22 protein-coding genes and 2 pseudogenes are annotated in these 20,622 nt (G+C 69.1%); 17 read left to right on the top strand and 7 right to left on the bottom strand.

Annotation, left to right across the window (positions count from 1 at the left end):
• Positions 1–26 precede the first annotated feature (26 nt).
• The 3 genes from ACIQCJ_RS03160 to ACIQCJ_RS03150 all read left to right on the top strand — a co-directional run bounded on the left by ACIQCJ_RS03160 (position 27) and on the right by ACIQCJ_RS03150 (position 3,057).
• Entirely contained in the window at positions 27–899 is an 873-nt protein-coding gene (locus ACIQCJ_RS03160) for an NUDIX hydrolase (RefSeq protein WP_401309581.1), read from the top strand.
• A 208-nt stretch (positions 900–1,107) separates the two neighbouring features.
• The gene (locus tag ACIQCJ_RS03155) at positions 1,108–2,010 is read left to right on the top strand and encodes a glycoside hydrolase family 25 protein (protein ID WP_402710534.1); all 903 of its coding nucleotides are present in this window, start codon (positions 1,108–1,110) and stop codon (positions 2,008–2,010) included.
• Positions 2,011–2,154: 144 nt separating this feature from the next.
• The gene (locus ACIQCJ_RS03150) at positions 2,155–3,057 is read left to right on the top strand and encodes a YhjD/YihY/BrkB family envelope integrity protein (protein ID WP_355336225.1); all 903 of its coding nucleotides are present in this window, start codon (positions 2,155–2,157) and stop codon (positions 3,055–3,057) included.
• A gap of 82 nt (positions 3,058–3,139) precedes the next feature.
• Here ACIQCJ_RS03150 and ACIQCJ_RS03145 read toward each other — a convergent pair whose 3' ends face one another.
• On the bottom strand, positions 3,140–4,360 hold the full coding sequence (locus ACIQCJ_RS03145; protein WP_402710533.1) for an ATP-grasp domain-containing protein: 1,221 nt from the start codon (positions 4,358–4,360) through the stop codon (positions 3,140–3,142).
• Between the two features lie 241 nt (positions 4,361–4,601).
• A complete protein-coding gene (locus ACIQCJ_RS03140; protein ID WP_391159589.1) occupies positions 4,602–4,964 on the bottom strand; it encodes a DoxX family protein in 363 nt (120 codons plus the stop codon).
• Between the two features lie 215 nt (positions 4,965–5,179).
• Between ACIQCJ_RS03140 and ACIQCJ_RS03135 the strand changes: the two genes are divergently transcribed.
• The 5 genes from ACIQCJ_RS03135 (at position 5,180) to ACIQCJ_RS03115 (ending at position 8,097) form a co-directional block, all read left to right on the top strand.
• Positions 5,180–5,563: a helix-turn-helix domain-containing protein gene (locus ACIQCJ_RS03135; RefSeq protein ID WP_355336221.1), complete on the top strand. Its 384-nt coding sequence runs from the start codon at positions 5,180–5,182 to the stop codon at positions 5,561–5,563.
• A gap of 12 nt (positions 5,564–5,575) precedes the next feature.
• Positions 5,576–6,340, top strand: a complete 765-nt coding sequence (locus ACIQCJ_RS03130) for a class I SAM-dependent methyltransferase (RefSeq protein ID WP_402710532.1) — start codon at positions 5,576–5,578, stop codon at positions 6,338–6,340.
• Positions 6,341–6,393: 53 nt separating this feature from the next.
• A complete protein-coding gene (locus ACIQCJ_RS03125; RefSeq protein ID WP_402710531.1) occupies positions 6,394–6,900 on the top strand; it encodes an NUDIX hydrolase in 507 nt (168 codons plus the stop codon).
• 210 nt (positions 6,901–7,110) lie between these two features.
• On the top strand, positions 7,111–7,386 hold the full coding sequence (locus ACIQCJ_RS03120; protein WP_402710530.1) for a hypothetical protein: 276 nt from the start codon (positions 7,111–7,113) through the stop codon (positions 7,384–7,386).
• A 177-nt stretch (positions 7,387–7,563) separates the two neighbouring features.
• Entirely contained in the window at positions 7,564–8,097 is a 534-nt protein-coding gene (locus ACIQCJ_RS03115; protein ID WP_391159428.1) for an NUDIX domain-containing protein, read from the top strand.
• Here ACIQCJ_RS03115 and ACIQCJ_RS03110 read toward each other — a convergent pair.
• The 3 genes and pseudogenes from ACIQCJ_RS03110 to ACIQCJ_RS03100 all read right to left on the bottom strand — a co-directional run bounded on the left by ACIQCJ_RS03110 (position 8,094) and on the right by ACIQCJ_RS03100 (position 9,886).
• Positions 8,094–8,447 (bottom strand): hypothetical protein, encoded by a 354-nt coding sequence (locus ACIQCJ_RS03110; protein WP_402710529.1) that lies wholly within the window; start codon positions 8,445–8,447, stop codon positions 8,094–8,096. The genes ACIQCJ_RS03115 and ACIQCJ_RS03110 overlap by 4 nt on opposite strands.
• 95 nt (positions 8,448–8,542) lie before the next feature.
• Positions 8,543–8,743, bottom strand: a pseudogene (locus ACIQCJ_RS03105) (NUDIX domain-containing protein); the annotation flags it as partial.
• 48 nt (positions 8,744–8,791) lie between these two features.
• Complete coding sequence (locus ACIQCJ_RS03100; RefSeq protein ID WP_402710528.1) at positions 8,792–9,886, bottom strand: DUF1152 domain-containing protein; 1,095 nt, start codon at positions 9,884–9,886, stop codon at positions 8,792–8,794.
• 84 nt (positions 9,887–9,970) lie between these two features.
• Here ACIQCJ_RS03100 and ACIQCJ_RS03095 point away from each other — a divergent pair, with 84 nt between their 5' ends.
• From ACIQCJ_RS03095 to ACIQCJ_RS03070, 6 genes and pseudogenes are all read left to right on the top strand, one after another.
• A complete protein-coding gene (locus ACIQCJ_RS03095; RefSeq protein WP_401309558.1) occupies positions 9,971–10,711 on the top strand; it encodes a GntR family transcriptional regulator in 741 nt (246 codons plus the stop codon).
• A 120-nt stretch (positions 10,712–10,831) separates the two neighbouring features.
• Positions 10,832–11,836, top strand: coding sequence for an ATP-binding protein (locus ACIQCJ_RS03090; RefSeq protein ID WP_402710527.1), 1,005 nt, complete (start codon positions 10,832–10,834; stop codon positions 11,834–11,836).
• Between the two features lie 175 nt (positions 11,837–12,011).
• Positions 12,012–12,368 (top strand): annotated as a pseudogene (locus ACIQCJ_RS03085) (radical SAM protein); the annotation flags it as partial.
• On the top strand, positions 12,365–12,577 hold the full coding sequence (locus ACIQCJ_RS03080; RefSeq protein ID WP_401309555.1) for a hypothetical protein: 213 nt from the start codon (positions 12,365–12,367) through the stop codon (positions 12,575–12,577). The pseudogene ACIQCJ_RS03085 and the gene ACIQCJ_RS03080, both read left to right, overlap by 4 nt.
• Before the next feature lie 60 nt (positions 12,578–12,637).
• Positions 12,638–13,513, top strand: a complete 876-nt coding sequence (locus tag ACIQCJ_RS03075) for an aminoglycoside phosphotransferase (protein WP_402710850.1) — start codon at positions 12,638–12,640, stop codon at positions 13,511–13,513.
• A gap of 315 nt (positions 13,514–13,828) precedes the next feature.
• A complete protein-coding gene (locus ACIQCJ_RS03070) occupies positions 13,829–16,108 on the top strand; it encodes an NACHT domain-containing protein (RefSeq protein WP_402710526.1) in 2,280 nt (759 codons plus the stop codon).
• Here the strand turns inward: ACIQCJ_RS03070 and ACIQCJ_RS03065 are convergent.
• Positions 16,101–16,628, bottom strand: a complete 528-nt coding sequence (locus ACIQCJ_RS03065) for an NUDIX domain-containing protein (RefSeq protein WP_402710525.1) — start codon at positions 16,626–16,628, stop codon at positions 16,101–16,103. The genes ACIQCJ_RS03070 and ACIQCJ_RS03065 overlap by 8 nt on opposite strands.
• Positions 16,625–17,887, bottom strand: a complete 1,263-nt coding sequence (locus ACIQCJ_RS03060) for a helix-turn-helix domain-containing protein (protein ID WP_402710524.1) — start codon at positions 17,885–17,887, stop codon at positions 16,625–16,627. Before ACIQCJ_RS03060 ends, ACIQCJ_RS03065 begins: the two co-directional genes overlap by 4 nt.
• A 246-nt stretch (positions 17,888–18,133) precedes the next feature.
• Here ACIQCJ_RS03060 and ACIQCJ_RS03055 point away from each other — a divergent pair, with 246 nt between their 5' ends.
• From ACIQCJ_RS03055 to ACIQCJ_RS03045, 3 genes are all read left to right on the top strand, one after another.
• Positions 18,134–19,060: an ATP-binding protein gene (locus ACIQCJ_RS03055; RefSeq protein ID WP_402710523.1), complete on the top strand. Its 927-nt coding sequence runs from the start codon at positions 18,134–18,136 to the stop codon at positions 19,058–19,060.
• Positions 19,061–19,265: 205 nt separating this feature from the next.
• Complete coding sequence (locus ACIQCJ_RS03050; RefSeq protein WP_402710522.1) at positions 19,266–19,772, top strand: hypothetical protein; 507 nt, start codon at positions 19,266–19,268, stop codon at positions 19,770–19,772.
• An 81-nt stretch (positions 19,773–19,853) separates the two neighbouring features.
• Entirely contained in the window at positions 19,854–20,507 is a 654-nt protein-coding gene (locus ACIQCJ_RS03045) for a class I SAM-dependent methyltransferase (protein ID WP_402710521.1), read from the top strand.
• Positions 20,508–20,622 lie beyond the last annotated feature (115 nt).

The raw sequence follows: 20,622 nt of genomic DNA, 5'->3' as shown, positions 1-20,622 counted from the left end.
CACCGACGACGGGGCAGGAGACGGGGATGGGCATCGCCGAGGACGAGACGTCGGAGAGCGGTTCCAGCGGCGCGGAGGGGTCCGCCTCCGCCGCCGACAGGGCCGACGCCGCTCGGGAGGCCGACCGGGTCCGGGAGGCCGACCGGGGCCCTGAGGCCGACCGGGTCCGTGAGCGGCGCCGCGCCCGGCTGGCGGCGTACGACGAACTGCGCGCCCTGCGTCCCGAGTTGTTCGAGAATCCGCCCGGTGCGGCCGTCGAGATCCTGCTCGACAGCGCGGACCAGGACGAAGTGACCCGGCGGACGGCCGAGTCGGCGGTCGCCTGCGGCCTGTCGGAGGACGTCGGGGACATCGGCGTGGTCTACCGGGACCCGTATCTGCGGCTGGTCCGCGACGCGGTCCGGTTCAGGAGCGGACGGCTCGGCACGTACATCCGCGCGGTGGGCGACACCGCGATCGGCGGGGCCGCCGCGCTGCCGGTGCTCAGCGACGGGCGGATCGTCCTGCTCCACCACTTCCGGCACGCCACCCGCGCCTGGCACTGGGAGATCCCGCGCGGCTTCGGCGACGCGGGCGAGGGCGGCGAGGCGACCGCGCGGCGCGAGGCCCGCGAGGAGCTGGGCTGCGAGGTGCGCGAGGTCGTGCACCTCGGCGCCTTCGTCTCCGACTCCGGACTCAGCTCGATCGCCGACCAGTTGTACCTCGCGCGCGTCGACGCGGACGACTTCAGCGAGGAGCCGGACGAGGGCGCGCTGGAGGAGGGCATCGCCCGGAGGCTGGCGCTGACCCCCGAGGCGTTCCACACCATGCTGGTGGACGGCGCGATCTCGGACGGTTACACGCTGTCGGCGTACGGACTCGCCACGGCGCGCGGGCTGTTGGAGCGGCCGGGCGGCTGACGCGTACGTACCCGTGACGCATGAGGCAGGGCGTGACCTGAGGCATCCGCTGTGACAGGCGGTGAGCGATGTCACCGGCGGAGTGCGCCCGGCGCGAGCCCTTGCGCGTACGCCCTCTGGTGGAGCGGCATTTCCCGTTCCGCTTGCGCGGACACCGCGAGTGACGGTGGACTGTACGCCTGCCCCGCCACGACCACCCGGAGGGCTCATGCCGACGTCTCGCGGTCTCGACGTCTCGTCGTACCAGGGCAATCAGGACTGGAAGTCCCTGGCCCGGAGCGGCATCACCTTCGCCTTCGCCAAAGCGAGCGAGGGCGAGCACACCAAGGACAGCGCTTTCGCCACGCACATCGCGGGCATCATCGGCGCCGGACTCGTGCCGGGCGCCTACCACTTCGGCTGGCCGAACCAGAACGCGGCCACGGAGGCCGCCAATTACGTCGGCGCCGTGAAGTCCCATGCCAGAAAAGGCTTCCTGCACGTCCTGGACCTGGAGCGCCGTTCGGACGGCGCCAACTACTCGGGCCGTACCGCCGCCCAGATCCGCGCCTACGCGCAGACCTGGATCACCGCCGTACAGAAGGCGTTCCCCGGACAGCGCGTCGGCGTCTACACCTCCGCCGACGACATCGCGGCCAAGCACCTGCCCGCCAATTCGGCCTTCCTCTGGTACCCGGCGTATCCGGCGGGCGCCATGTCGTACGCCGACGCGGAGAAGCGCGCGCAGCCGTCGCCGTCCGGACTGCGCCCGCTGTTCTGGCAGTTCACCAGCACTCCCACCGACCGAAATCTCGCCTATCTCTCCCCCGCCGCCCTGCGCGCGTGGGCGAGCGGCACCCCGGAGGACGACATGCCCGATCCCAAGGACCTGTGGGCCTACAAGGGCCAGATCAACGGCAAGGCCGACCCGCACGACGCGTACAGCTATCTGCGCGGCACCAACGCCGACGTGAAGACGCTGATCACGCGCGTGACCGCGCTGACCGCCACCGTCAACACCCTCGCGCAGGCGCTGGCCACCGCGAATCCGGCGCTGGACACGGACACCCTGGTGTCGAAGGTGCACCAGGCCATCGACGACGCGGTGGCGGCGGACGCGGTCCCGGAGTAGCCCCCGGCGGCCCCGCCCCTCGGGCCGCCGCTGCCACTTGTCCCGATTCGGTGTCCCGTAACGGCGCTTTGTGGGGCCCGAGTTGCGCGCGGGGTCCTCCGCCAGGTATCCACAAGCGGTGATGCTGCGGGGGAAGGTGACACCATGGCCATGGCTGGACTGACGGCTGCCTGGAAGCGGTCCGCGCCGGGACGGCTGTGGAAGCAGGCCACCCACATAGAGTTGATGCACCGTTCGATGGGCTTCGCCGCGCTCGGCTTCGTCACGCTGATGCCGCTGCTGGTCGTGGTCGCCGCCGCGACGCCGTGGGAGAACCGGCCCGGCTTCGCGCAGTGGGTCGTCGACGGCATGGGTCTGAACGCGGACGGTTCGCACAGCGTCCGCAGCCTGTTCGCGGCGCCGCGCAACATCCTGAGCGCCACCAGCGCGTGGAGCCTGGCCTCGCTCGCCTACTTCGGCCTCACCTTCGTGGCGAGCGTCGAGACCGGCTACCGCAAGATCTGGGACCTGCCGTCCGGGCCCTGGCACCGCGACGTGCGGCGCGCGGTGTGGCTCGCGGTGCTCACCGCCTATCTGTTCTGCGAGTCGCAGAGCGCCGCGCTCATGGGCAGCGGGCTGCTGCGCGGCGGCGTACGCATCGTCCTCACCTTCGTCCTCGGCGTCGTCTTCTTCGCCTGGGGCCAGCGCTTCCTGCTCGGCGGCGGCGTGGACGTCCGCACCGCCCTGCCCGGCGCCGTGTTCACCATGCTCGGCCTCGCGGGCCTCCGGCTCTTCTCGCACCTCTTCTTCGCCCCGATGATCGTCTCCAACGCCGTCACATACGGCCCCGTCGGGACCGTGCTCACCGTCGTCACCTGGCTGGTCGGCGTCGGCTTCGTCGTCTTCGGCGGCGCGCTGCTCGGGCGCCATGTGCGGGACGGGCGGATGCTGCGGCAGGGCGGCGAGATTCCCCGGCCGCAGCGGCCGGAAGGGTGGTACGAGGAGCCGAAGGAGACGGCGCCCGGTGTGCTGTGGCGGTCGGACGGGTCGGGCGGGACGATCGACTGACGCGGGGTCGGGGGCCGGGGGCCTTGGGGGGAGCTTGGGCGGGACCTATTACGTGGGGCCTCGCGCCGCCCCTGGAGGGGGCTCAGCTCGCCGCTGTGGCCGTCTCTCCGAGGAGCGGTGCCGGCGGGACGGCGTCCCGGGCGGCGGTGCGCAGGGCGGCGCTGCGGGCGCCGTCGATGCCGGTGAGGACGCGTACGGGCTCGGGGAGCGGCGCCGCGGGCTCCAGAAGCGCCGCGGGCTCCAGAAGCGGTGCGGGCTCCAGAAGCGGTGCGGGCTCCAGAAGCGGTGCGGGCTCCGGGAGTTGGATGGCCGCCGCCATCTCCGTCGCGCTCTCCGTGATCGCGATCCGCCCGCCGAGCCGTGGCGCCGGAAGCGCGCCCGCGTCACCGCGCAGCAGCAGCCGTACCGCCGACCACGGCAGGTTCACCCCGGTGAAGGCGGTCTGGAAAATGCCCGCCGAGGCACGGGGGTTGGCCTCAAGAAGCACCGGTCGCCCCATGCGGTACCGGAGTTGGACGTTGGACAGATACGCGAGCCGGAAGTGCCCGACCAGCCGCCGAGCGATGGCGACGAGCGCGGGATCGTCCAGCAGCAGCCGGTAACGCCCCTGCTTGGAGCGGGCGATGCCGGTGAGCATGGCGCCGCCCGGAGCCGACAGGCAGTCCACGCTGACCTCGGGCCCGTCCAGATACGGCATCACCAGGAATTCGGGTACGGCCTCGCCCTCGTCCGCCGCCCGCTTCAGCGCGCCCGCCACCGAGGCCACCGACGCCAGCGGTACGGGCGCGGCCAGCAGATCCTTGAGCCGCAGCGGCCGGTCCTCCAGGATGCGGAAGCCGAACGCCGAGAACTCACCGGCGGGTTTGACGCAAATCCGTTCCCCGGTCTCCCCCAACTCCCCGACCGCCGCCCGGAACCCCTCGGCGTCCGACACCACGCGCCACGGCGGCACCGGCACCCCGGCCGCCCGCGCGGCCTCGTACGTACGGCCCTTGCTCGTCAGCACGTCGACCGCCTCGGGCGGTGAACACATCAGCCGCGTGCCGACCGCCGCGAATTCCTCCGCCCGCCCGGCGAGCGCCGCCAGCCGTCTGGGCGGGATGAGCACGTCGATCGCGTGCCGCCGGCAGAATTCGACCGCGAAGGCGGCGTATTCGTCGTCGCCGACGTACCGCGGCTCCGACTCCCCCACATCGCACGCCGCGAGCGCCGGCGCGTCCCGCAGCACATTGGTCCCGTAGATCCGTACGTCCACCGCGTCCGGGTTGTCGCGCAGCATCCCCATCACCTGGGTCGTGGCCACCCCCGCGCTGCTGAGCCATATCCGAAGTGCTATCGCGATACTCCTTCGCCCTCCGTGCGAACCCCCCAGAGCCCGCCGTCCGACCATGCGGGCGCGAGCCGCCGACGGCCCTGGAACCCCGAGGCCGCGCGCCTTTCCCCGATCATGTGTGAGCGCACCTTAACCCCGGACTGTGACGCCCACATTTCCCACCCGCTTCAACTCGCCAACATCACCGGCCGGGACGGCGGCGCGCCGTCGCTCACCAGGCCGTGGCGAGCCAGGCGGTGACGGCCGCGAGGGCGATGAGGGCGATGTTGAGGCCGGTGACCCTGGCCTCGCCGCGGGAGAGGTGGAGGGCGGTGGCCAGCACCTGGAGGACGAGGAAGCCGAGCGCGGCGACCAGCGCGAGGACGGGGGCGACGCCGGTGAGCGGCGGGAGCAGCAGCCCTGCGGCGCCCAGGATCTCGACGGCGCCGACGGCGCGGACCGCGGGCATCGGGACGGTGTCGACCCAGCCCATCATGGGCGCGAGCCGCTCCTTGCTCTGCGCGGTCTTCTTGCCGCCCGCGTAGAGGTAGAAGACCGCGAGCAGCCCGGCCAGAATCCAGTAGGCGGTCTCCATGGGTGCGTCCTCCGTCATGGTTACGACTTGTAAGTAAGCACATGATCGGTGACTATGGAGGCGCTTACAAAAGGCACATGGGTGTGCCTTACGCACACGGACCGGCCGCGGTGCCGGCTGTTGTACGACGGTCTGTGTGCTCCGGGCTTGTGCTGTGGGCTTGTGCTGTGGGCTTGCGTTGTGGGCTTGCGCTGTGTGACCGACGGGGGGCGCCGATGTCGAAGTACCGCCACTCCTGCCTCATCCGCGGCGACGGCGGCCGTGCGATCCGGGGCATCCTCGACCGTGTCGGCGACAAGTGGACGCTGCTGGTCGTCGCCACCCTCGACGGCGAGCGCCTGCGTTTCACCGAGCTCCAGCAGCGCGTCCCCGGCATCTCCCAGCGCATGCTCACCCGCACCCTGCGCCACCTCGAACGCGACGGGCTGGTCTCCCGCACCGTCTACGCCGAGGTCCCGCCCCGCGTCGAGTACGAGCTGACCCCGCGGGGCCGCACGCTCATCGCCCCCGCCGTGGCCCTGGCCGAGTGGGCGGTCGACAACAATCCGGCGATCGAACAGAGCCAGGCCACGTACGACGCCGCTGCCCGCCAACCCTGAGGACGGTTCCGCATGAAGCGTGCTTACGACGACGAACGGCTCGCCCGCTCCTACGAGTCGGGCAACGAGATGCCCGACGACGCCCTGCGCGCGTGGGTCGGCCTGATCGGCTCCTACGTCGACCGCCCGGCGCCCGACGTGCTCGAAGTCGGCTCGGGGACCGGGATGTTCGCGGCGGCGATGGCCCGGTGGATCGACGGCGCGAGCGTCCTGGGCGTGGACGCCTCCGAGGCCATGCTGTCCGAGGCCCGGCGGCACCACCCGCACCCGTCGGTGCGGTACGCGCACGGCACCGCCGAAGCGCTGCCCGCCGGCGACGACGCCTTCGACCTCGCCCTGCTCTCCCGGGTGATCCACCACTTCCCCGACCGCACCGCCGCCGCCCGCGAACTCGCCCGCGTCCTGCGCCCCGGCGGCTCGGTCGTCGTCCGCACCACGTTCAAGGAGCGCCTGGACGCCGTCGTCTACGACTACTGGCCGCCCCTGCGCGCCACCGACGCCCTCCGCTTCCCCGCCGAGGACGACGTCACGGCCGAATTCACCGCCGCCGGCTTCGACTTGCGCGAGATCCGCTCCTTCGTCCAGCCCGTGACCCGCAGCCTGCGCGACTACCACGCCCGTATGACGACCCAACCCCAGTCGAAATTCGCCCTGTTGACGCCGACCCAGTTCGCGTCCGGCCTCGACCGACTGGCCGCGGCGGCGGACCGCGAGCCGTACGACGAACCGGCCCCGGTCGACGAGCGCTACGACGTGGCCGTCTTCACGCTCCGGTGAGCGCGGGCCGGGTGGGGGACGTCGCATGCGTGACCGCGTAGGCGTGACGTCGTATGAGTGAACTGGTCGACCGGGTCGACGAGCAGGACCGCGTCCTGGCGGTCGTCGACCGGGCGGAGGCGATCCGTGAGGGCTGGCTGCACCGCGTGGCCACCATCGTGTGCCGCGACCCGGCCGGGCGCTTCCTCGTGCACCGCCGCCCGCGCGACTCCTCGCGCTTCCCCGACCAGTACAACTGGCTCCTCGGCGGCGCCGCCGACGTCGGCGAGTCGTACGAACAGGCGGCGGCCCGCGAGCTGTTGGAGGAGCTGGGCGTGCGGGCCGCGCCCCGCTTCGTCCTCAAGTTCCGCTGCGCCGGGGCCATCAGCCCCTACTGGCTCGGCATCCACGAGACCGTCGTCACCACGGCGATCCGGCCCGACCCGTACGAAGTCCCCTGGCACACCTGGCTGACCGCTTCCGAACTCGAATCCCTCGCCCGGGGCCCGGAGTTCGTGCCCGACGGACGCGAGGCGTTCATCCGCTACCGCGCCGTGGGCGGCGGAACGCCTGGCATGTGACGCTTCCCGTACGACGACGGTTTCCCCCCAATTCCCGCCAACGCCCCCTGCCCCCGCCCCCGTCTTGAAGCGGGCCCGTCCCCGAGCCCGAGCCCCGAGCCCCGAGCGGCAGATTCCACGCCGGCCGCACGGACCGGTGCGACCTGTCGGGCTGGGCTCCACGCTTGTTACTCGGGCGACGCCGTTGATCCCGCGCGCTACGGTGCCCAGGTGGACGAAGAGGTGACCATCAAGCTGTCGCGTGACCAGGCGTTCGTGCTGTCCCACTGGCTCTACGAGGTGGAGGGCTCCGGCGCTCTCGACACCATCGTGAACGACCGAGCGGTCTGGTCTCCGCTGCACGCCATCTCGGGCACGCTCGAAAAGACTCTCGTAGAACTCTTCATGCCCGACTACAACCTCAGGCTGGACCAAGCCAGACAGCGGCTGGTCGAAGCGATGTACGGCGCCTCGGACGAGGAGCCCGAGACCGACGCCAACGCCTAGCCCTTCCACTCGAAGCCCGTCCGCGAAGTTCCACCGCACCCGCGCGCCACAAGGCCAGCCCCCTTGCCCGGCCGTCGCTTTGCCCGGTACTCGTCAGCGTGACGTGAAGTCGCCCTGAACAGCGGCCCGACAGTCCCGGATCTGGGATGCTGAGGGCGATCGAGAGGGGCCGCAGCGATGCAGTGGAAGATCCACGGGGAACGTCCGATCTACGAGAACCCTTGGGTGAACGTGTGGTTGGTCGATGTCGAGCAGCCGGACGGGCGGCGGTGGGAGCACCATGTGCTCAAGCTGCGGCACCTGGCAGTGGCAGCCGTGGTGAACAGCGAGAAGCAGGTGCTGATGATGTGGCGCCACCGCTTCATCACGGACTCCTGGGCCTGGGAACTGCCCATGGGTCTGGTGGAACCCGGCGAGACCCCGGCCGAGGCCGCCGCCCGCGAGGTGATGGAGGAGACCGGTTGGCGCACCGGCGAGATGACGCCCCTGATCTACGCCCAGCCGGCGAACGGGATCACCGACTCGGAGCACTTCGTCTTCCGCGCCGACGCGGTGGAGTACGCCGGTCCGCCGACCGAACTCAACGAGTCCGACCGGCTTGAGTGGGTCCCGTTGTCCACGTTGCGCGGCATGATCGACCGCCGCGAAATCGTCAGCAGCGGAACACTCGTGGGAGTCCTTTACCTGCTGCTGGACGAGGCCGGACTCTAGTCAGCCCGCTGCCCCGCCAGCCTGGCGTCCAGTTCCGCGACTGGCCGAAACGTGCGGAATGGTGTGAGCAGGCGACGGAAGTCCCGCAAATGTGAGGTCACACGGGGCGAGTCGATGGTCGCGGACAGGTTCAGGGCGTCACTGGCCGCTTGGCATGCCTCCTCCACCAGGCCGCGTTGTAACCGGGTCCTCGCCAGCCAGAAGGAATGGAAGGCCCGGCCGCGCAGATTGGTCTCCGGCTCATCGCGCAGCGCCTCCGCGATCAACGGCTCGGCGGCATCCACGTCCCCGAGTTGCCCGAGCGCGATGCCGATGTCCACGGTGAGCTTGGTCCGGTCGAAGTAACTCACCCAAGGTGGGTCGTCGTCCGCGGATCCGACCTGCCCGAACTGCAACTGCGCTTCGGCGATGGCCGCGTGGGTCGCCGGCCGGTCGCGTGCGCTGGTGCGGCTTCGGGCGGGGACACAAACTCGGCCATACCGCCCGGGAGGTCCCAACCCGGCTTGTAGGTGGGCTTCACGAGCAGGACCCGGCCTTCCTCATCGCGCAGGAGAACGTCGGCGGAGACCCGTTTACGGGCCTGCGTGGCATTGCCCTCGGCGAGATAGGCGTTCCAGGCTTCGGGGTCGGCGGGGCTCGGCTTCATGGGGGCGGTCCCTCCGCAGGGTGCGCGAGTCAGGTCGGCGACTGTTGCTTACCCCTCCCCTCCGAAGTGCCACAGGGGTGGCGTGGAGTTCTCCGGGCGGGTGGAGATCAGGAGCGCGCGCAGGTCACGGCGTTGGGTGCCGGGCAGTCCGAGGGCTTCGGTGAGGCGGCGGAAGGTCGTATGAGTGACGCCCCGGGCCCGGGCCGCTGCCGCGATGTGGGCGACGCGGGCCAGGACGGCGGCATCGTCGAACGCCACGGACGTCCGGTCGGAGAGCCGTTGGGCCTTGGCGCGCTCGTAGTCGATCTCCGAGAAGCCGCAGACCTCGCGGCTGTGCCGCTCGGCTTCAGCCAGGCTCGTCGTGGTGCGGACCGCGCGAGCCAGTGCGTTGCGCTCGGCCGCCTTCCTCAAGTCGGCCTCGTAGACGGCCGGTCCCTCGTCGGTGAGCGGGACGGGGAGTCCGGAGTCCCGGATTTCGCAGAGGCCGCGAATGCCTCGGGCTGTGGCGGCCAGCATCGCGGTGGCCTCGGAGGGATGCCACTCCAGTACGGCGCTGACGGGCTCGACCTGCTCGGCCGTAAGCGTATGAACGCGAGAGCCCACGCGATCGCGCAGGACATCGGCCGGGATCTCGCCGTCGAGACCGGGTCCGGCCACCAACAGGCGGATCGGCACGTCGGCCCGAGCGCAGGCTGCGAGAGAGAGCGCGTCCCCGAGCGGACTCTTCAACCCGGTCTCGTCACCGCGCGCGAGGATGTCGCCCCCGACGTCCAGGAGATCGACGGTCGACGGTGAGAACTCCGCGATCAGCTCGTCCAGTTGACGTGTCATGCCCTCGACGCCGTGATGCGGGTCCAAGAGAGCGAACGTGTAGGTCAGCTCCGCCGCGAGCCGCGGCAGCGTGGAACCGGCGGGCGTGACGGGCCTGGCGTCGGCGGGAACCGCCCGGACGCTATGCGTAAGCCGCCGAAGGCCCCTGAAATCCGCCGCCCCGCGGGGCCCCGGCACGGGGTCGACGATCAGACGGTCCCACGCGTACGTGAGGATCACGGCAGGCTCGTCACCTCCATAGAGGGCGGCGTCCACCACTGCGGCGGCGACCGCGTCGCCCCCGCCGCCGGCTGCCACGATCAAGCGCGTCATGCGGCCAGCGTACGAGCCTCGGGGGTTGGCCACTCACCTATAGTGGCCAGAGGTAATAGCCACTTGTGGACAAGAGGAGGCGTGATGCCGCAGATCGAGGAGGCTCAGCCGAAGTACCTCCAGATCGCGCACCACATCCGCGACCAGATCTTGCGCGGCGACTTGCGGCCCGGAGACGAGGTGCCCTCGGAACGGCAGCTCGCGGCCTCGTGGAACGTGTCCCGCCCAACAGCCGCCCGCTCGCTGGAGGCGTTGAGCAGTCAGGGTCTGGTCGAGAAGCGGCAGGGTTCGGGCACGTACGTGCGGGGTCTCGAAGTCAACCGGCGGGCGCGGGAGTTGTACGGACGGGCGCGTCAGACCGGGCACATCTACACACCCGGCGAATACGCCGTGATCACCATGGCCGCGTGGTCGCAGGCCCCGGATCATGTCGCGACGGCGCTGGGGCTGACGAACGACCGCAGAGTCGTCCAGCGTCGGCGCGTGACCAACAACGAGACCGGGCCGATCACGCTGTCCACGTCCTGGTTCGCGGCCGACGTCGGGCAGCAGGCCCCGAAGCTCCTGAATCCGGAACGCATCCGGGAAGGAACGCTCCTGTACGTCGAGCGCGCTACGGGTCGGCGGGGAAGCTACGCGGAGGACCGGATGTGCGCCCGCGCGGCGACGGACGAGGAGGCCGCGGACCTGGGGCTGGAGGCGGCGTCGGCGGTTCTCGTCGTACATCACGTCGTCTATGACGCACAGGACCGGCCCTTGGAGTTCGCCGAGGCCACGTACCCGCCCGACCGGTGGGCGTTCGAGCAGGGCTACGAACTGACCTGACGTACGCCACCGTGTGTGCCGAACCACTTGCGCACCGCAAGTGGCTAATGCCACTATCCACTAAGTGGCTAAGGCCACTTGTGCGGAACTCGCGCCGAGCGCCGCCTTGGCCGAATCGGCATGCGTAAAGGAGCACACCCGATGAATGACGTCACAGCTGATCCCCACGGCTCCGACACAAGCCCGGAGCCGAACGGGACGATGACGCTCTATCCCGTCCCGGAGTCCGTGGGTCGGGCGCGTCGTTGGTTCCGGCACTTCGTCGAACCCCACGGACTCGCGTGTTCCGTTGACGACTGCGTTCTGATGATCTCGGAGCTGGTCACCAACGCGGTCCTCTACGGCGAGTCAGAAGACGCATGGCGTGTACGAATCGAGTGGTGGCGCGAGAGGACAGACCTTCGCGTCGAGGTGCACAACCCGGGATCGCCCTTCAAGGTGCAGTTGCTCAAGCGCCCGGCGATTCTGGAGGATTCGGAGCATGGCCGCGGCCTGTGGCTGGTGGACGCCCTGTCGGATTCCTGGCAGGTGAGGCCAAGTCAGTACGGCGGAACAGCCGTTTCGTTCACCATGGCCGACGCCTGGCCGTCCGAGGGCGCGGCCGTGACCGAGCCACGCTCCTCCGCATCACCGGGAGCCGTGGGCGAGCCTGACACCTGTGCCGGGCGCCGGCCCGCGCCGTGGACCGCGCCAGGGACGTGGACCATCGCCACCGAGGGCGGCGCCGTGGTGTCCGGGTACCTTCCCGAATGGGCCGAGGACGACCCCACCGAGGTCGGCGTGCCGCCGGATCTGCTCCCGTCGCTGCTGGCGCAGATCAACCACCGGAGCCTCTTCGAAGGCCCCATGCTGCCGCTGGCCGCCCCGGACGTATGGGACGGAGTGGAGGAAGACGCAGTCTTCGAGGGGAGCATCGACTGCGATCCGTACGACGAGGACCCCCGCCTCCGCATGCCGGTGGTCAACCTTCATGTCGCCGTCGGACGTTGGATTCCGGCCCTGGACCCGCAGGGGCTGGCCGAGGTCACCGCGAAGTTACGAGCGCACGCCGACTTCCTCGACACGAAGGTGCGCCCCGCGCTCATCGCCGCCCGCGAGGACTGGGCCGCCCACCATCCGGATTAACCGCTCGCTTACCCGTGGAGGTCGTCATGACCGCATACCCGCGCGTCAGCCAGACACCGCGCCTCGTCGCCAGTCCGTTCCTCGGCCAGTACCTGCTCGTCCAGCCCGGTCACGCGGCGGGCATACGCATCCCCGAAGTCCGTTACGAGGAGCTGCGGGGCGTCACCGCCAACGGTCGCCCACGATCGACGGCGCGGCGAACCCGCTGGCGACCCAGGCGTACGACCACCTGCGGCCCCGGAGCGTCTTCACCGGCTGCAACGCGGGACACACGTTCTTTCACGTCGACCCGCACGGCATCGCGTCGATCTGCAAGGTCGGCCGCGATCCGAGCGTGAACCTCATCGCCGAGGGCGTCGAAGCCCTCCCCCGGCTCGGCGCGATCGCCGAGTCCCTACAGCTCCGCACCGGTGGCTGCTCCGGCTGTACGAAGACCGGCGCGTGCCGTACGTGTCGGCCGCTGGCCAAGCTCTACCAGGAGGCGGGGGACCGCAGAGTTCTCTACTGCCAACACGGAGGTTATGGATCATGACACCACCAACCGCAGCACCGGCCCCGCCGCGCGAACTGGTGATGGTCGCCATCGGCCTGCGACCGCCTGCCGAACCGAGGGGCGTTTTGCCGGTACCGCTGACCGTCGCTCCGATCGGCGACGACGAGTTCCAGATCATCGCCGACCTTGACGAAGCGGCCGAAGGAGCAGAGTGCTCGTGCTCGGCAGGCGACGATCAACCGTACTAACCCCAGAGGAGATGCCCACCCCCCATTCCCCCCGCAGCCAAGGAACCGCGCGTCGTGTCCATGTCCCGTATCCCCTTCGAGCAGCTTCCCGCCGACGTCCGCCAGGCTGTCGCCGACAAGACCGGCTTCCTGCGCCAGGCGGTGACCGCGCCCGGCGGCATGAACTCCGGCCTCGGCTGCGTGCTCGACACGGACAGCGGCCCCGTCTTCGTGAAGGGCATCCGGGCCGACCATCCGCAGGTCGGTGCGCAGCGCCGTGAGGCGGCGGTGGCCGCGCACCTGCCCGCCTCCTGCCCGCACCTGTACTGGCACCTGGAGCTGGACGGCTGGAGCCTCCTCGGCTACGAGGTCATCGACGGCCGCCACGCCGACTACGCGCCCGGCTCTCCCGACCTGCCGCTCGTGGAAGCGGCGCTCGCCGAACTGCAAGGGATCACCGCACCGGCGGACGTCGAGATCAAACAGGCCGTCGACCGGTGGGCGCAGTACGCGCCGCCAGGCACCGTTCAGCACTTCGACGGTGACGCGCTGCTGCACACGGACTTCGCCCCGGACAACGTCCTGATCGCCGGAGGGCGGGCGCGGCTCGTCGACTGGGCGTGGCCGACGCGCGGCGCCGCCTGGATCGACCCGGGCGCCCTGGCCCTGCGTCTCATGGAGGCTGGCCACCCGGCCGAGGCCGCGATCGAATTCGCCACCCGCTTCCCGTCCTGGCGCAGCGCGGCGCCCGAGGCCCTCGCGGCGTTCGGCACGGCGACCGCGACTCTGTGGCGGGAGATCGCCGAACAGGACGCCAGGCCGTGGAAAAGGGCGATGGCGCAGCACGCGACGACGCTGGCACGCAGGCTCGCACGCGACGGTGCCCCGGCCGCTTCGAGCGGCCGGGGCACCGTGAATCCGCAGGTCAGCGCCTCGTCACGAGACCTGACCCCGTAGGCCCTGTGGGACTTGAACCCACAAACCAATGGATTAAAAGTCCTGGCCAGAGCGTGCCGGGTGGTTGTGAGCGGTAGGCCGCCATCCGAAACCCGCTGGTCAGTTGGACCGAGTCTTCTGTTCAGTCCACTCCGCAGCGCCTGGTGCCAGCGCGTCCGCTCACGCATCGCTCACGCACGGCGGCACCTTGAAGACCGAGGACTGGACCGTAGACAGCGATCCGGCATATGTGGCGTCACAACGCACAGATCGGACGATCAAGTCTCCAACCAAAGCATATGATACATCGTCAGAGATAGATCAGAGGGGGTCTCCATGCCAGCGAACGACAAGCAGCAGGATGAGTCAGCCTTCGAGGCTGACGTTCTGCGGATATCCCGCGCGCTCTTCGCCCCGGAGAATGAGTTCCAGGGCTCGACCTATATCGGCAACGCAGAACGTGACGGCGTCTTCATCGGACCGGACTCTGTCGTGATCGTCGAGTGCACGGTCTCCCGGCGTAAGGAAAAAGCGGAGAAAGACGGCAAGAAGCTCGACGAGGCGTGCGCAGCTATGAACCGTCAGTATCCGTTCAAATCCGTCAGGGGCTTCTTCGTCACTAGCGAGGAACCTCACGCCGATCAACGCAGAGTCATCAACAGGTTTGGTCCACACCTGGTTGCCTGCAGCTTCGCCCAATTGCGGAGCCAACTGGTTGACTCGCTGCGGTATCTCGAGCTACGCAACTCTTACCCGTTCGGTAGCGCACGCGAGCCAAGCAGCGGCGATTACGGAGACCTCAAACCCTACATCGCGGTCGACCCGGTGGAGAGCGGTACTGGCACGCCATTCTCGGTCGATCGCGTGATGCAACAAGTGAAGGACGGCAGGTCCGTTCTCCTGTCCGGTGATTACGGTACGGGCAAGAGCATGTTCCTGCGCGAACTATTCCAGCTCCTGGCCAGGGCCCATCGCCGAGATAGGTTCGGGACCTTCCCGATCCTCCTTAACCTGCGCGATCACCAAGGCCAGGTCTATCCCATCGAGGCACTGGAACGCCACGCCCGCTCGATTGGGTTTCCGGCCCCCTCACAGTTGGTCCGCGCGTGGCGTTCGGGTGACGTAACACTCATCCTGGATGGCTTCGACGAAATTGCCACGCCTGGTTGGATCGGCAAGACATCGGCGATGCGTGACATCCGCCGCCGCTCCGTTGAGCTCGTGCGCAGGTTCTGTGATGAGTCGCGCGCCTCGACCTCGGTCGTCCTTGCGGGACGGATGCACTTTTTCGACAGCGAGCGCGAGATGCGCGGAGCGCTAAATGCCCGAGCCAACTCCCTCTTTCTCATGGCGGGCGAACCAACGGAAAAACAGGCGAAGGAGATACTCGCCGCCTACGGATGGCACGACGCGCTCCCGAGCTGGCTACCCTCACGCCCGCTGCTGCTGAGCTACCTCGGCTCGTCGGACACGCTTCAGGAATCCATCGAGGGTACGTTTGGCCGCTCGGCAGGCGAGGGCTGGGACCTGATGCTGGACCGCATCGCCGAACGAGAGGCCAGTATGGAGGTAGGGATAGATGGATTCACCATCCGTAAAGTGCTGGAACGGCTCGCCACCCAGGCGCGGCGCTCCACAGACGGGCTAGGGCCAATCTCACAGGATGAGTTGACATCCGTCTTCCATTCCGTGTGCGGTTACGCGCCGGACGAGGGTTCGTACCAACTCTTGCAACGACTCCCCGGCCTCGGGGCCATGGACAGCGTCGATGGTTCCCGGAGCTTCGTTGATGTCTCCCTCGCCGATGCAGCCCGCGCGGGAGATGTCGTGACCTGTCTACTCGACCCCAATATGGAAACCCCGCTGCTGGAAATGACAGGCAGTGTCGCCTGCCTCGACGAGGTCGGCGTAGACGTGGCCGCCGTACGACTGGAGCGGGAGGACATCACAGGTTCCGGGCGCGCTTACTCGTCTGCCAGCGCCCTCCGACGTCGGGGGACCGCTGACGCCGTAATCGCAGATCTTACCCGAGTGGCAATCCGGCTCTGGCCCGGAGACACGCCCCGCACACCAATCTCTCTCCACGGGATCGAGCTCCGTGGCTTCTCTCTGTCAGCTGAGGCCACGGGCTATGACTGGCTCAGCTTCCATGACTGCGTCATCCAGGAACTGGACCTCACTGATCACGACGGGTATCCGCTCCCGCATTTCCAGAGCTGCCTCATTGGTCAGATGACCGGTGTAGCCGACTGGTCGGCCCTCCAGAAAGACTGCTTCGTTAAATGCGAGGTGGCCCAGTTCGACGCGCAGATCTCGACAGCAAAGGGGATTCTCGCACTTAAGATGACACCGATAAACAAGGTCCTGCTCACCATATTGAAGAAGATCTACGCCCAGCGAGGCACTGGGCGGAAGGATTCCGCCCTTTTCCGAGGGCTTGACGACGCGCACCGGGCCCTCGTCCCGGAGGCGCTCCGGCAGCTCACGGCAGCTGGACTCATCGCCCCCGCCAAGTCCAGCGGCAACCGGATCTATCTCCCGGTCCGTGGCATGACTAGCCGGGTTTGGCGCATCCTTCAAGCCCCCCAGGCGAGCACCGATAGCATCCTCAACTGAGTCTTGACCAACCCATGGGCGTCCCGTCGTGGAGGAATTCTGGGATTGCACATGTTAGGGCCATGAGTGACCTTTGGAAGCGGTGGCGCAGACGGAGACCCAGCGCATCAGCCGCATGTCCCACGGTAAAGAAGTGGAGGTCACCGAGTTCGTCGTCGCTGGGACTTAGGGCGCTTATGCGGTCTGCACTTAGGACTCCACCGTCGAAGATGAAGGCGAGTTGGTCGTCCCAGGGGCCGTGGGGTGGGACCCAGTCGACGACGAGGAGGCCGTGGAGGGTGACATCGAGGCCGAGTTCCTCCTTGAGTTCGCGGCGGGCTGCGTCGTCGGGGGATTCGTTGGCCTCGGCCATGCCGCCCGGGAGGTCCCAGCCGGGTTTGTAGGTGGGCTTCACCAGGAGGACGCGGCCCTGCTCGTCGCGGAGGAGGACGTCCGCGGAAACGCGTTTGCGGGCCTGGGTGGCGTTGCCTTCGGCGAGGTAGGCGTTCCAGGCTTCGGGGTCGGCGGGGGTGGGCCTCATGGGGTGGCGCCTTTGCTGGGCGGGGGAACGATGTCGGCGAGTAAGAGCATTCTCGCCCGACGCGTTTCGTCAAAACGCTGCAGCAGAGCGCGGACCGAAGAATGACTGCGGTGGACGGCGAGCGCCGCGTGGAGACCGTCGAGCTGGCGGAGCACGCGGATCGAGCCGAGGTTGGGGTCAGCGGCGAGCACCTCGTGGCCGACCGCGACGGCGGCTTCAAGGTCGTCGCAACGCAGGTGCAGGTCCGCCAGAGTGATACGGCTCAGGGCCAGCGACCGCGCGCGGTTCGACTCCCGCAGGTGAATGGCGTGTTCGGCACGCGTGCGGGCCTCATCGTGGCGTCGGAGGTCGCTCAGTACGAGGGCGGATTCGAGCGCCAGCGCTGCGGCATCGAAGGGGCTGAGCCAGGGTCGCTCCGCTTCCGAAGCACTGTCGAGAACTTCCTCGGCGCGGCCGAGCGCCCGCAGCGCCGGAGTGGGCTGGCCGGCGGCAGCCAGGGCACGCGCGGACATCGCGTGGAGGCGAGCGATCAGGGTGGGGACGATCGGCCCGGCTTCCGCCAGGTCGAGTCCGGTCTGCGCCCAGTGCACGGCTGCTGCCGGGTCCCCGGTCTGGAGGGCGAGATGGCTGGTGCTCGCCGCGATGCTGGCCGCGAGCGGTGTGTCACCGGAGGCGTGAGCGAGGGGCAGAGCGCGGGTGAAGTGGCGCCCGGCCACAGCGTCCTGGCCCGAGTCGTGGGCCATCCATCCCGCCATCTCCGTGAGCACAGCCGCCACCGCGAAGACCTGCGCCGTACCGTCGGCATCGACCAGCCGCGGGCCGATGTTGTCCCGTAAGTGCCGGAGCACGGCACTGTAGAGACGCCCCCCTCCGGCCTGACGGTCGGCGGTGCGGAAGGCGTCCATGGCGGCCATGTCGTCGCCATCCGGAAAGGGCTCGCTCACACAGTTGGGCGACGAAGGAGAGGCAGGCTCCCAGGGCCGCTTCGCCAGGCCGAGCAGGTGACCGGGAATCTGGAAGGCGTCGGCGATCTGCTCGAAGATGGCCAGCTTTTCAACCCTGCTCTTGCCGTTCATGTAGTCGTAGAGTCGGCCTTGGGTGATGTCGACGGCCGCGGCAATGCGTCGAGTGCTGATGCCACGGTGGTTGAGCAGTCGGAACAGCGTGCCCATGTCCCGCTCCGCGCAGGCGGCGAGCAGCCGCCGGTCGGCGAGAAGTCCCGCGACGATCTCGCGCGGTTCGCGCTCCGCAACGGTCACGAGCACCTTCTTCCGTACCGGTCTGGTCCGAGGCTACGGCCCGCATCCGCCCCCTGACTCCAACTTGGGGTCACGCGCTGGAGTCTCTTGCGTGCGGCACGCAGTCGTGTACTGAGGGTGCTCCGTTGCTCCTGGTGACGCAACGGTGCGTCGTCAATCCCTCCGTCACGCTTCTGAGAGGTCAAGCACCATGCCCAGCACCGTACTTCCGCGTCATCGCGGCCGACTTCACGTGCAGGGCCGCACATGATGGCCGGCCATCGCGCGAGCCCATTCGGATTCCGGGTCGAAGCCGAGTCCGAGGCGGTGCCCGACGCTCGGCGCAAGATCGCTGCGCTGGTGCGGAGTTGGGACATACCTCTGGCGGACGGGGCGTACGAGGACCTGGAACTGCTGTCGACGGAACTGATCACGAACGCCATCCGCTACAGCCGAGCCCCGTGCGCGGTGGCCGTGCGATGGACCGGGGTACGGATCCGGGTCGAGGTCACCGATTCGGACCCGGCTCGCCCGCGACCACGCCACGGTTCGGTGGACGCCGAGGACGGGCGGGGCCTGCTCCTGGTGGAGGCTCTGTCCGCTGTGTGGGGAAGCAGTCCTGATCCGGCGGGCAAGGTCGTCTGGTTCGAGGTCGGGCCGGATGACCACCACAGCCTCGCGGCGGCGTCACGGCATCAGCCGCAACCGTGGAGCACGCCGGGGCTGTGGAGGATCACCACCACCGACGGCTCTGCGACCTCCGGTTACCTGCCCGCGTGGGCCGAGGACGACCCGTCGGAGGTTGGGGTGCCTTCCGACCAACTCCCGTCCCGCCTCGCACACATCAACCACCGGAATTTCTTCGAGGGCCTGATGATGCCGATCGTCGCGCCGGACCACTGGGACGGAGCCGAGGAGGACGCCGTCCTGGAGGGAAGCATCGACTGCGACCCGTACGACGAGGACCCGCACCTCCGAGTGCCAGTCGTCAACCTCCAGGTCTGCGTGGGGCGCTGGATCCTCGGCCTGGACCCGCCGGGAGTCGCCGAGGCCGCCGCGAAGCTCCGCGCCCACGCCAACTTCCTCGACGAGAAGGTACGCCCCGCGCTCATCGCCGCCCGCGAGGACTGGGCCGCCCACCAACCGTCAGCCCAGCATCGCTCGCCAGCCTCAGGTCCGCCGGGCCGCACATAACCCGCACACTCGGCGCCCCGGCCCTTCCCCTTCCCTGTTGGCGCGGCTGTGCGAGCGCCCATGGAGAGCCGCCGGCGCCAGTGGACGTCATCGGTTACCGGACCCCGGACTGCACGACGTCACGCCTTCAGGGTGCCGAGGAGGTTCCAGCAGTCACGGGCGAACCAGAAGCCTTATCGATTCCCCAGATCAGGAGGACAGCATCATGACCACAGCCCCGCAGATCGACAGTGGTGTCGAGTCACGCACTCGGGACCCGAAGGAACTCCTCAACGCCGTCCAGCCGCACATCGCGCACCTGACCGTCAATATCCGCGACAGCGGCATGACGCTCTGGGACCGCGAGATCGCCCTCCTGCTGCGTGACCACACCATGGTCCGCGACATGGCCGAACGGATCCTCGGCAACGCCGTCATGTACACCCTCGCCTGCATCGAGCACCCCGAGGTGCACCTCGGGGTCGGCAAACTCGTCGACATCGGCGTCCACCAACTCATCCTCGACACGCCTGTCTGGTTCGCCCTCTGCGATCTCTACAACGGCGGGCGGTACAAGCACCACGCTCCGTTCATCGAGCGCCGCAGCGACGGACTGTGCCTGCGCACCGCCGACTTCCTCACCTCGATCGGCTTCGAGATCGACACCGAGCTGTGGGCGATCGACGGCACGGACTGCTCGCCGTGCGACAACAAGGTCCCCGACAGCCACTGAACCGAACGGTGCCCCGCTCGTCCGGTGCCTGCGGGCATCATGGGGCGGGGCGCCGCCTTCTTCGGCAAGCAGAGGACAGATATGCCTGCGCAACACGACATCGTCGCCGAGACCGAACTGTGGGACACCTACGCCCGCGCTGCTTTCAAGGACGAAGCCGAGCCGGTCTTCCACTGGACGCAGTACGCCGGACACGGCCCCGGCCCTGAGCTCCTGGGCGACCCCGGCAGCGTCCTGGAGATCGGCTGCGGCACCGGACGCGCGCTCGCGCACCTGGCGCAGAGCGGCGTGAAGGCCACGGGCGTGGACCTGTCTCCGGTGATGGTCGAGAAGATCTCTGAGCGCTGGGCCCCGTCGGGAGCGCAGTTCCACTGCGCCGAAGTGCTGGATTACCTCGGCTCCACCGCGGAGACCTACGACGCGGTGTACTCGATCTTCGGCGCGGCCTGGTTCGCCGACCCGTCGAAGCTCTTCCCCCTCGTCCGCCGCCGGCTCAATCCCGGCGGGACCTTCGTCTTCTCCCAGCCACCCGCGATCCCGGGCGCCTACGGCCCACAGGGCATGTACAAGGGTGGCTTCGCGGGGAAGGCCATGTTCACCTACCGCTACAGCTACCGCCCGCCCGTATGGGAACGCCTGCTGGCCCGGGCCGGTTTCACCGATGCCCAAGCCCGCGTCCTCGACGCCCCCGAACCCGACCACATCGGTACGCTCCTGGTCCGCGCCCAGGCGTGACGCCGGGCCCAGCCCACGTCGCCCCCGCCGAACGGCCGGAGCCTTTCGCTGTGCGCGGCCGGATTGCCCTTTGTGGACGTCCCCGATCTCATCGTCGGCTCCAGGGACAGCGCAG

The sequence above is a fragment of the Streptomyces sp. NPDC093221 genome (assembly GCF_044753885.1).
In the GTDB taxonomy this organism is placed as follows: Bacteria; Actinomycetota; Actinomycetes; order Streptomycetales; family Streptomycetaceae; genus Actinacidiphila.
The sequence above is the reverse complement of the archived record's forward strand: the minus strand, read 5'-3'. Positions and strand labels throughout refer to the sequence as shown.

Coding starts and splice junctions, on each gene's coding strand:
- ACIQCJ_RS03160 (WP_401309581.1), top strand. CDS start 27: ATGGGCATCGCCGAGGACGAGACGTCGGAGAGCGGTTCCAGCGGCGCG.
- ACIQCJ_RS03155 (WP_402710534.1), top strand. CDS start 1,108: ATGCCGACGTCTCGCGGTCTCGACGTCTCGTCGTACCAGGGCAATCAG.
- ACIQCJ_RS03150 (WP_355336225.1), top strand. CDS start 2,155: ATGGCCATGGCTGGACTGACGGCTGCCTGGAAGCGGTCCGCGCCGGGA.
- ACIQCJ_RS03140 (WP_391159589.1), bottom strand. CDS start 4,964: ATGGAGACCGCCTACTGGATTCTGGCCGGGCTGCTCGCGGTCTTCTAC.
- ACIQCJ_RS03135 (WP_355336221.1), top strand. CDS start 5,180: ATGTCGAAGTACCGCCACTCCTGCCTCATCCGCGGCGACGGCGGCCGT.
- ACIQCJ_RS03130 (WP_402710532.1), top strand. CDS start 5,576: ATGAAGCGTGCTTACGACGACGAACGGCTCGCCCGCTCCTACGAGTCG.
- ACIQCJ_RS03125 (WP_402710531.1), top strand. CDS start 6,394: ATGAGTGAACTGGTCGACCGGGTCGACGAGCAGGACCGCGTCCTGGCG.
- ACIQCJ_RS03115 (WP_391159428.1), top strand. CDS start 7,564: ATGCAGTGGAAGATCCACGGGGAACGTCCGATCTACGAGAACCCTTGG.
- ACIQCJ_RS03100 (WP_402710528.1), bottom strand. CDS start 9,886: ATGACGCGCTTGATCGTGGCAGCCGGCGGCGGGGGCGACGCGGTCGCC.
- ACIQCJ_RS03095 (WP_401309558.1), top strand. CDS start 9,971: ATGCCGCAGATCGAGGAGGCTCAGCCGAAGTACCTCCAGATCGCGCAC.
- ACIQCJ_RS03090 (WP_402710527.1), top strand. CDS start 10,832: ATGCGTAAAGGAGCACACCCGATGAATGACGTCACAGCTGATCCCCAC.
- ACIQCJ_RS03080 (WP_401309555.1), top strand. CDS start 12,365: ATGACACCACCAACCGCAGCACCGGCCCCGCCGCGCGAACTGGTGATG.
- ACIQCJ_RS03075 (WP_402710850.1), top strand. CDS start 12,638: ATGTCCCGTATCCCCTTCGAGCAGCTTCCCGCCGACGTCCGCCAGGCT.
- ACIQCJ_RS03070 (WP_402710526.1), top strand. CDS start 13,829: ATGCCAGCGAACGACAAGCAGCAGGATGAGTCAGCCTTCGAGGCTGAC.
- ACIQCJ_RS03065 (WP_402710525.1), bottom strand. CDS start 16,628: ATGAGGCCCACCCCCGCCGACCCCGAAGCCTGGAACGCCTACCTCGCC.
- ACIQCJ_RS03055 (WP_402710523.1), top strand. CDS start 18,134: ATGATGGCCGGCCATCGCGCGAGCCCATTCGGATTCCGGGTCGAAGCC.
- ACIQCJ_RS03050 (WP_402710522.1), top strand. CDS start 19,266: ATGACCACAGCCCCGCAGATCGACAGTGGTGTCGAGTCACGCACTCGG.
- ACIQCJ_RS03045 (WP_402710521.1), top strand. CDS start 19,854: ATGCCTGCGCAACACGACATCGTCGCCGAGACCGAACTGTGGGACACC.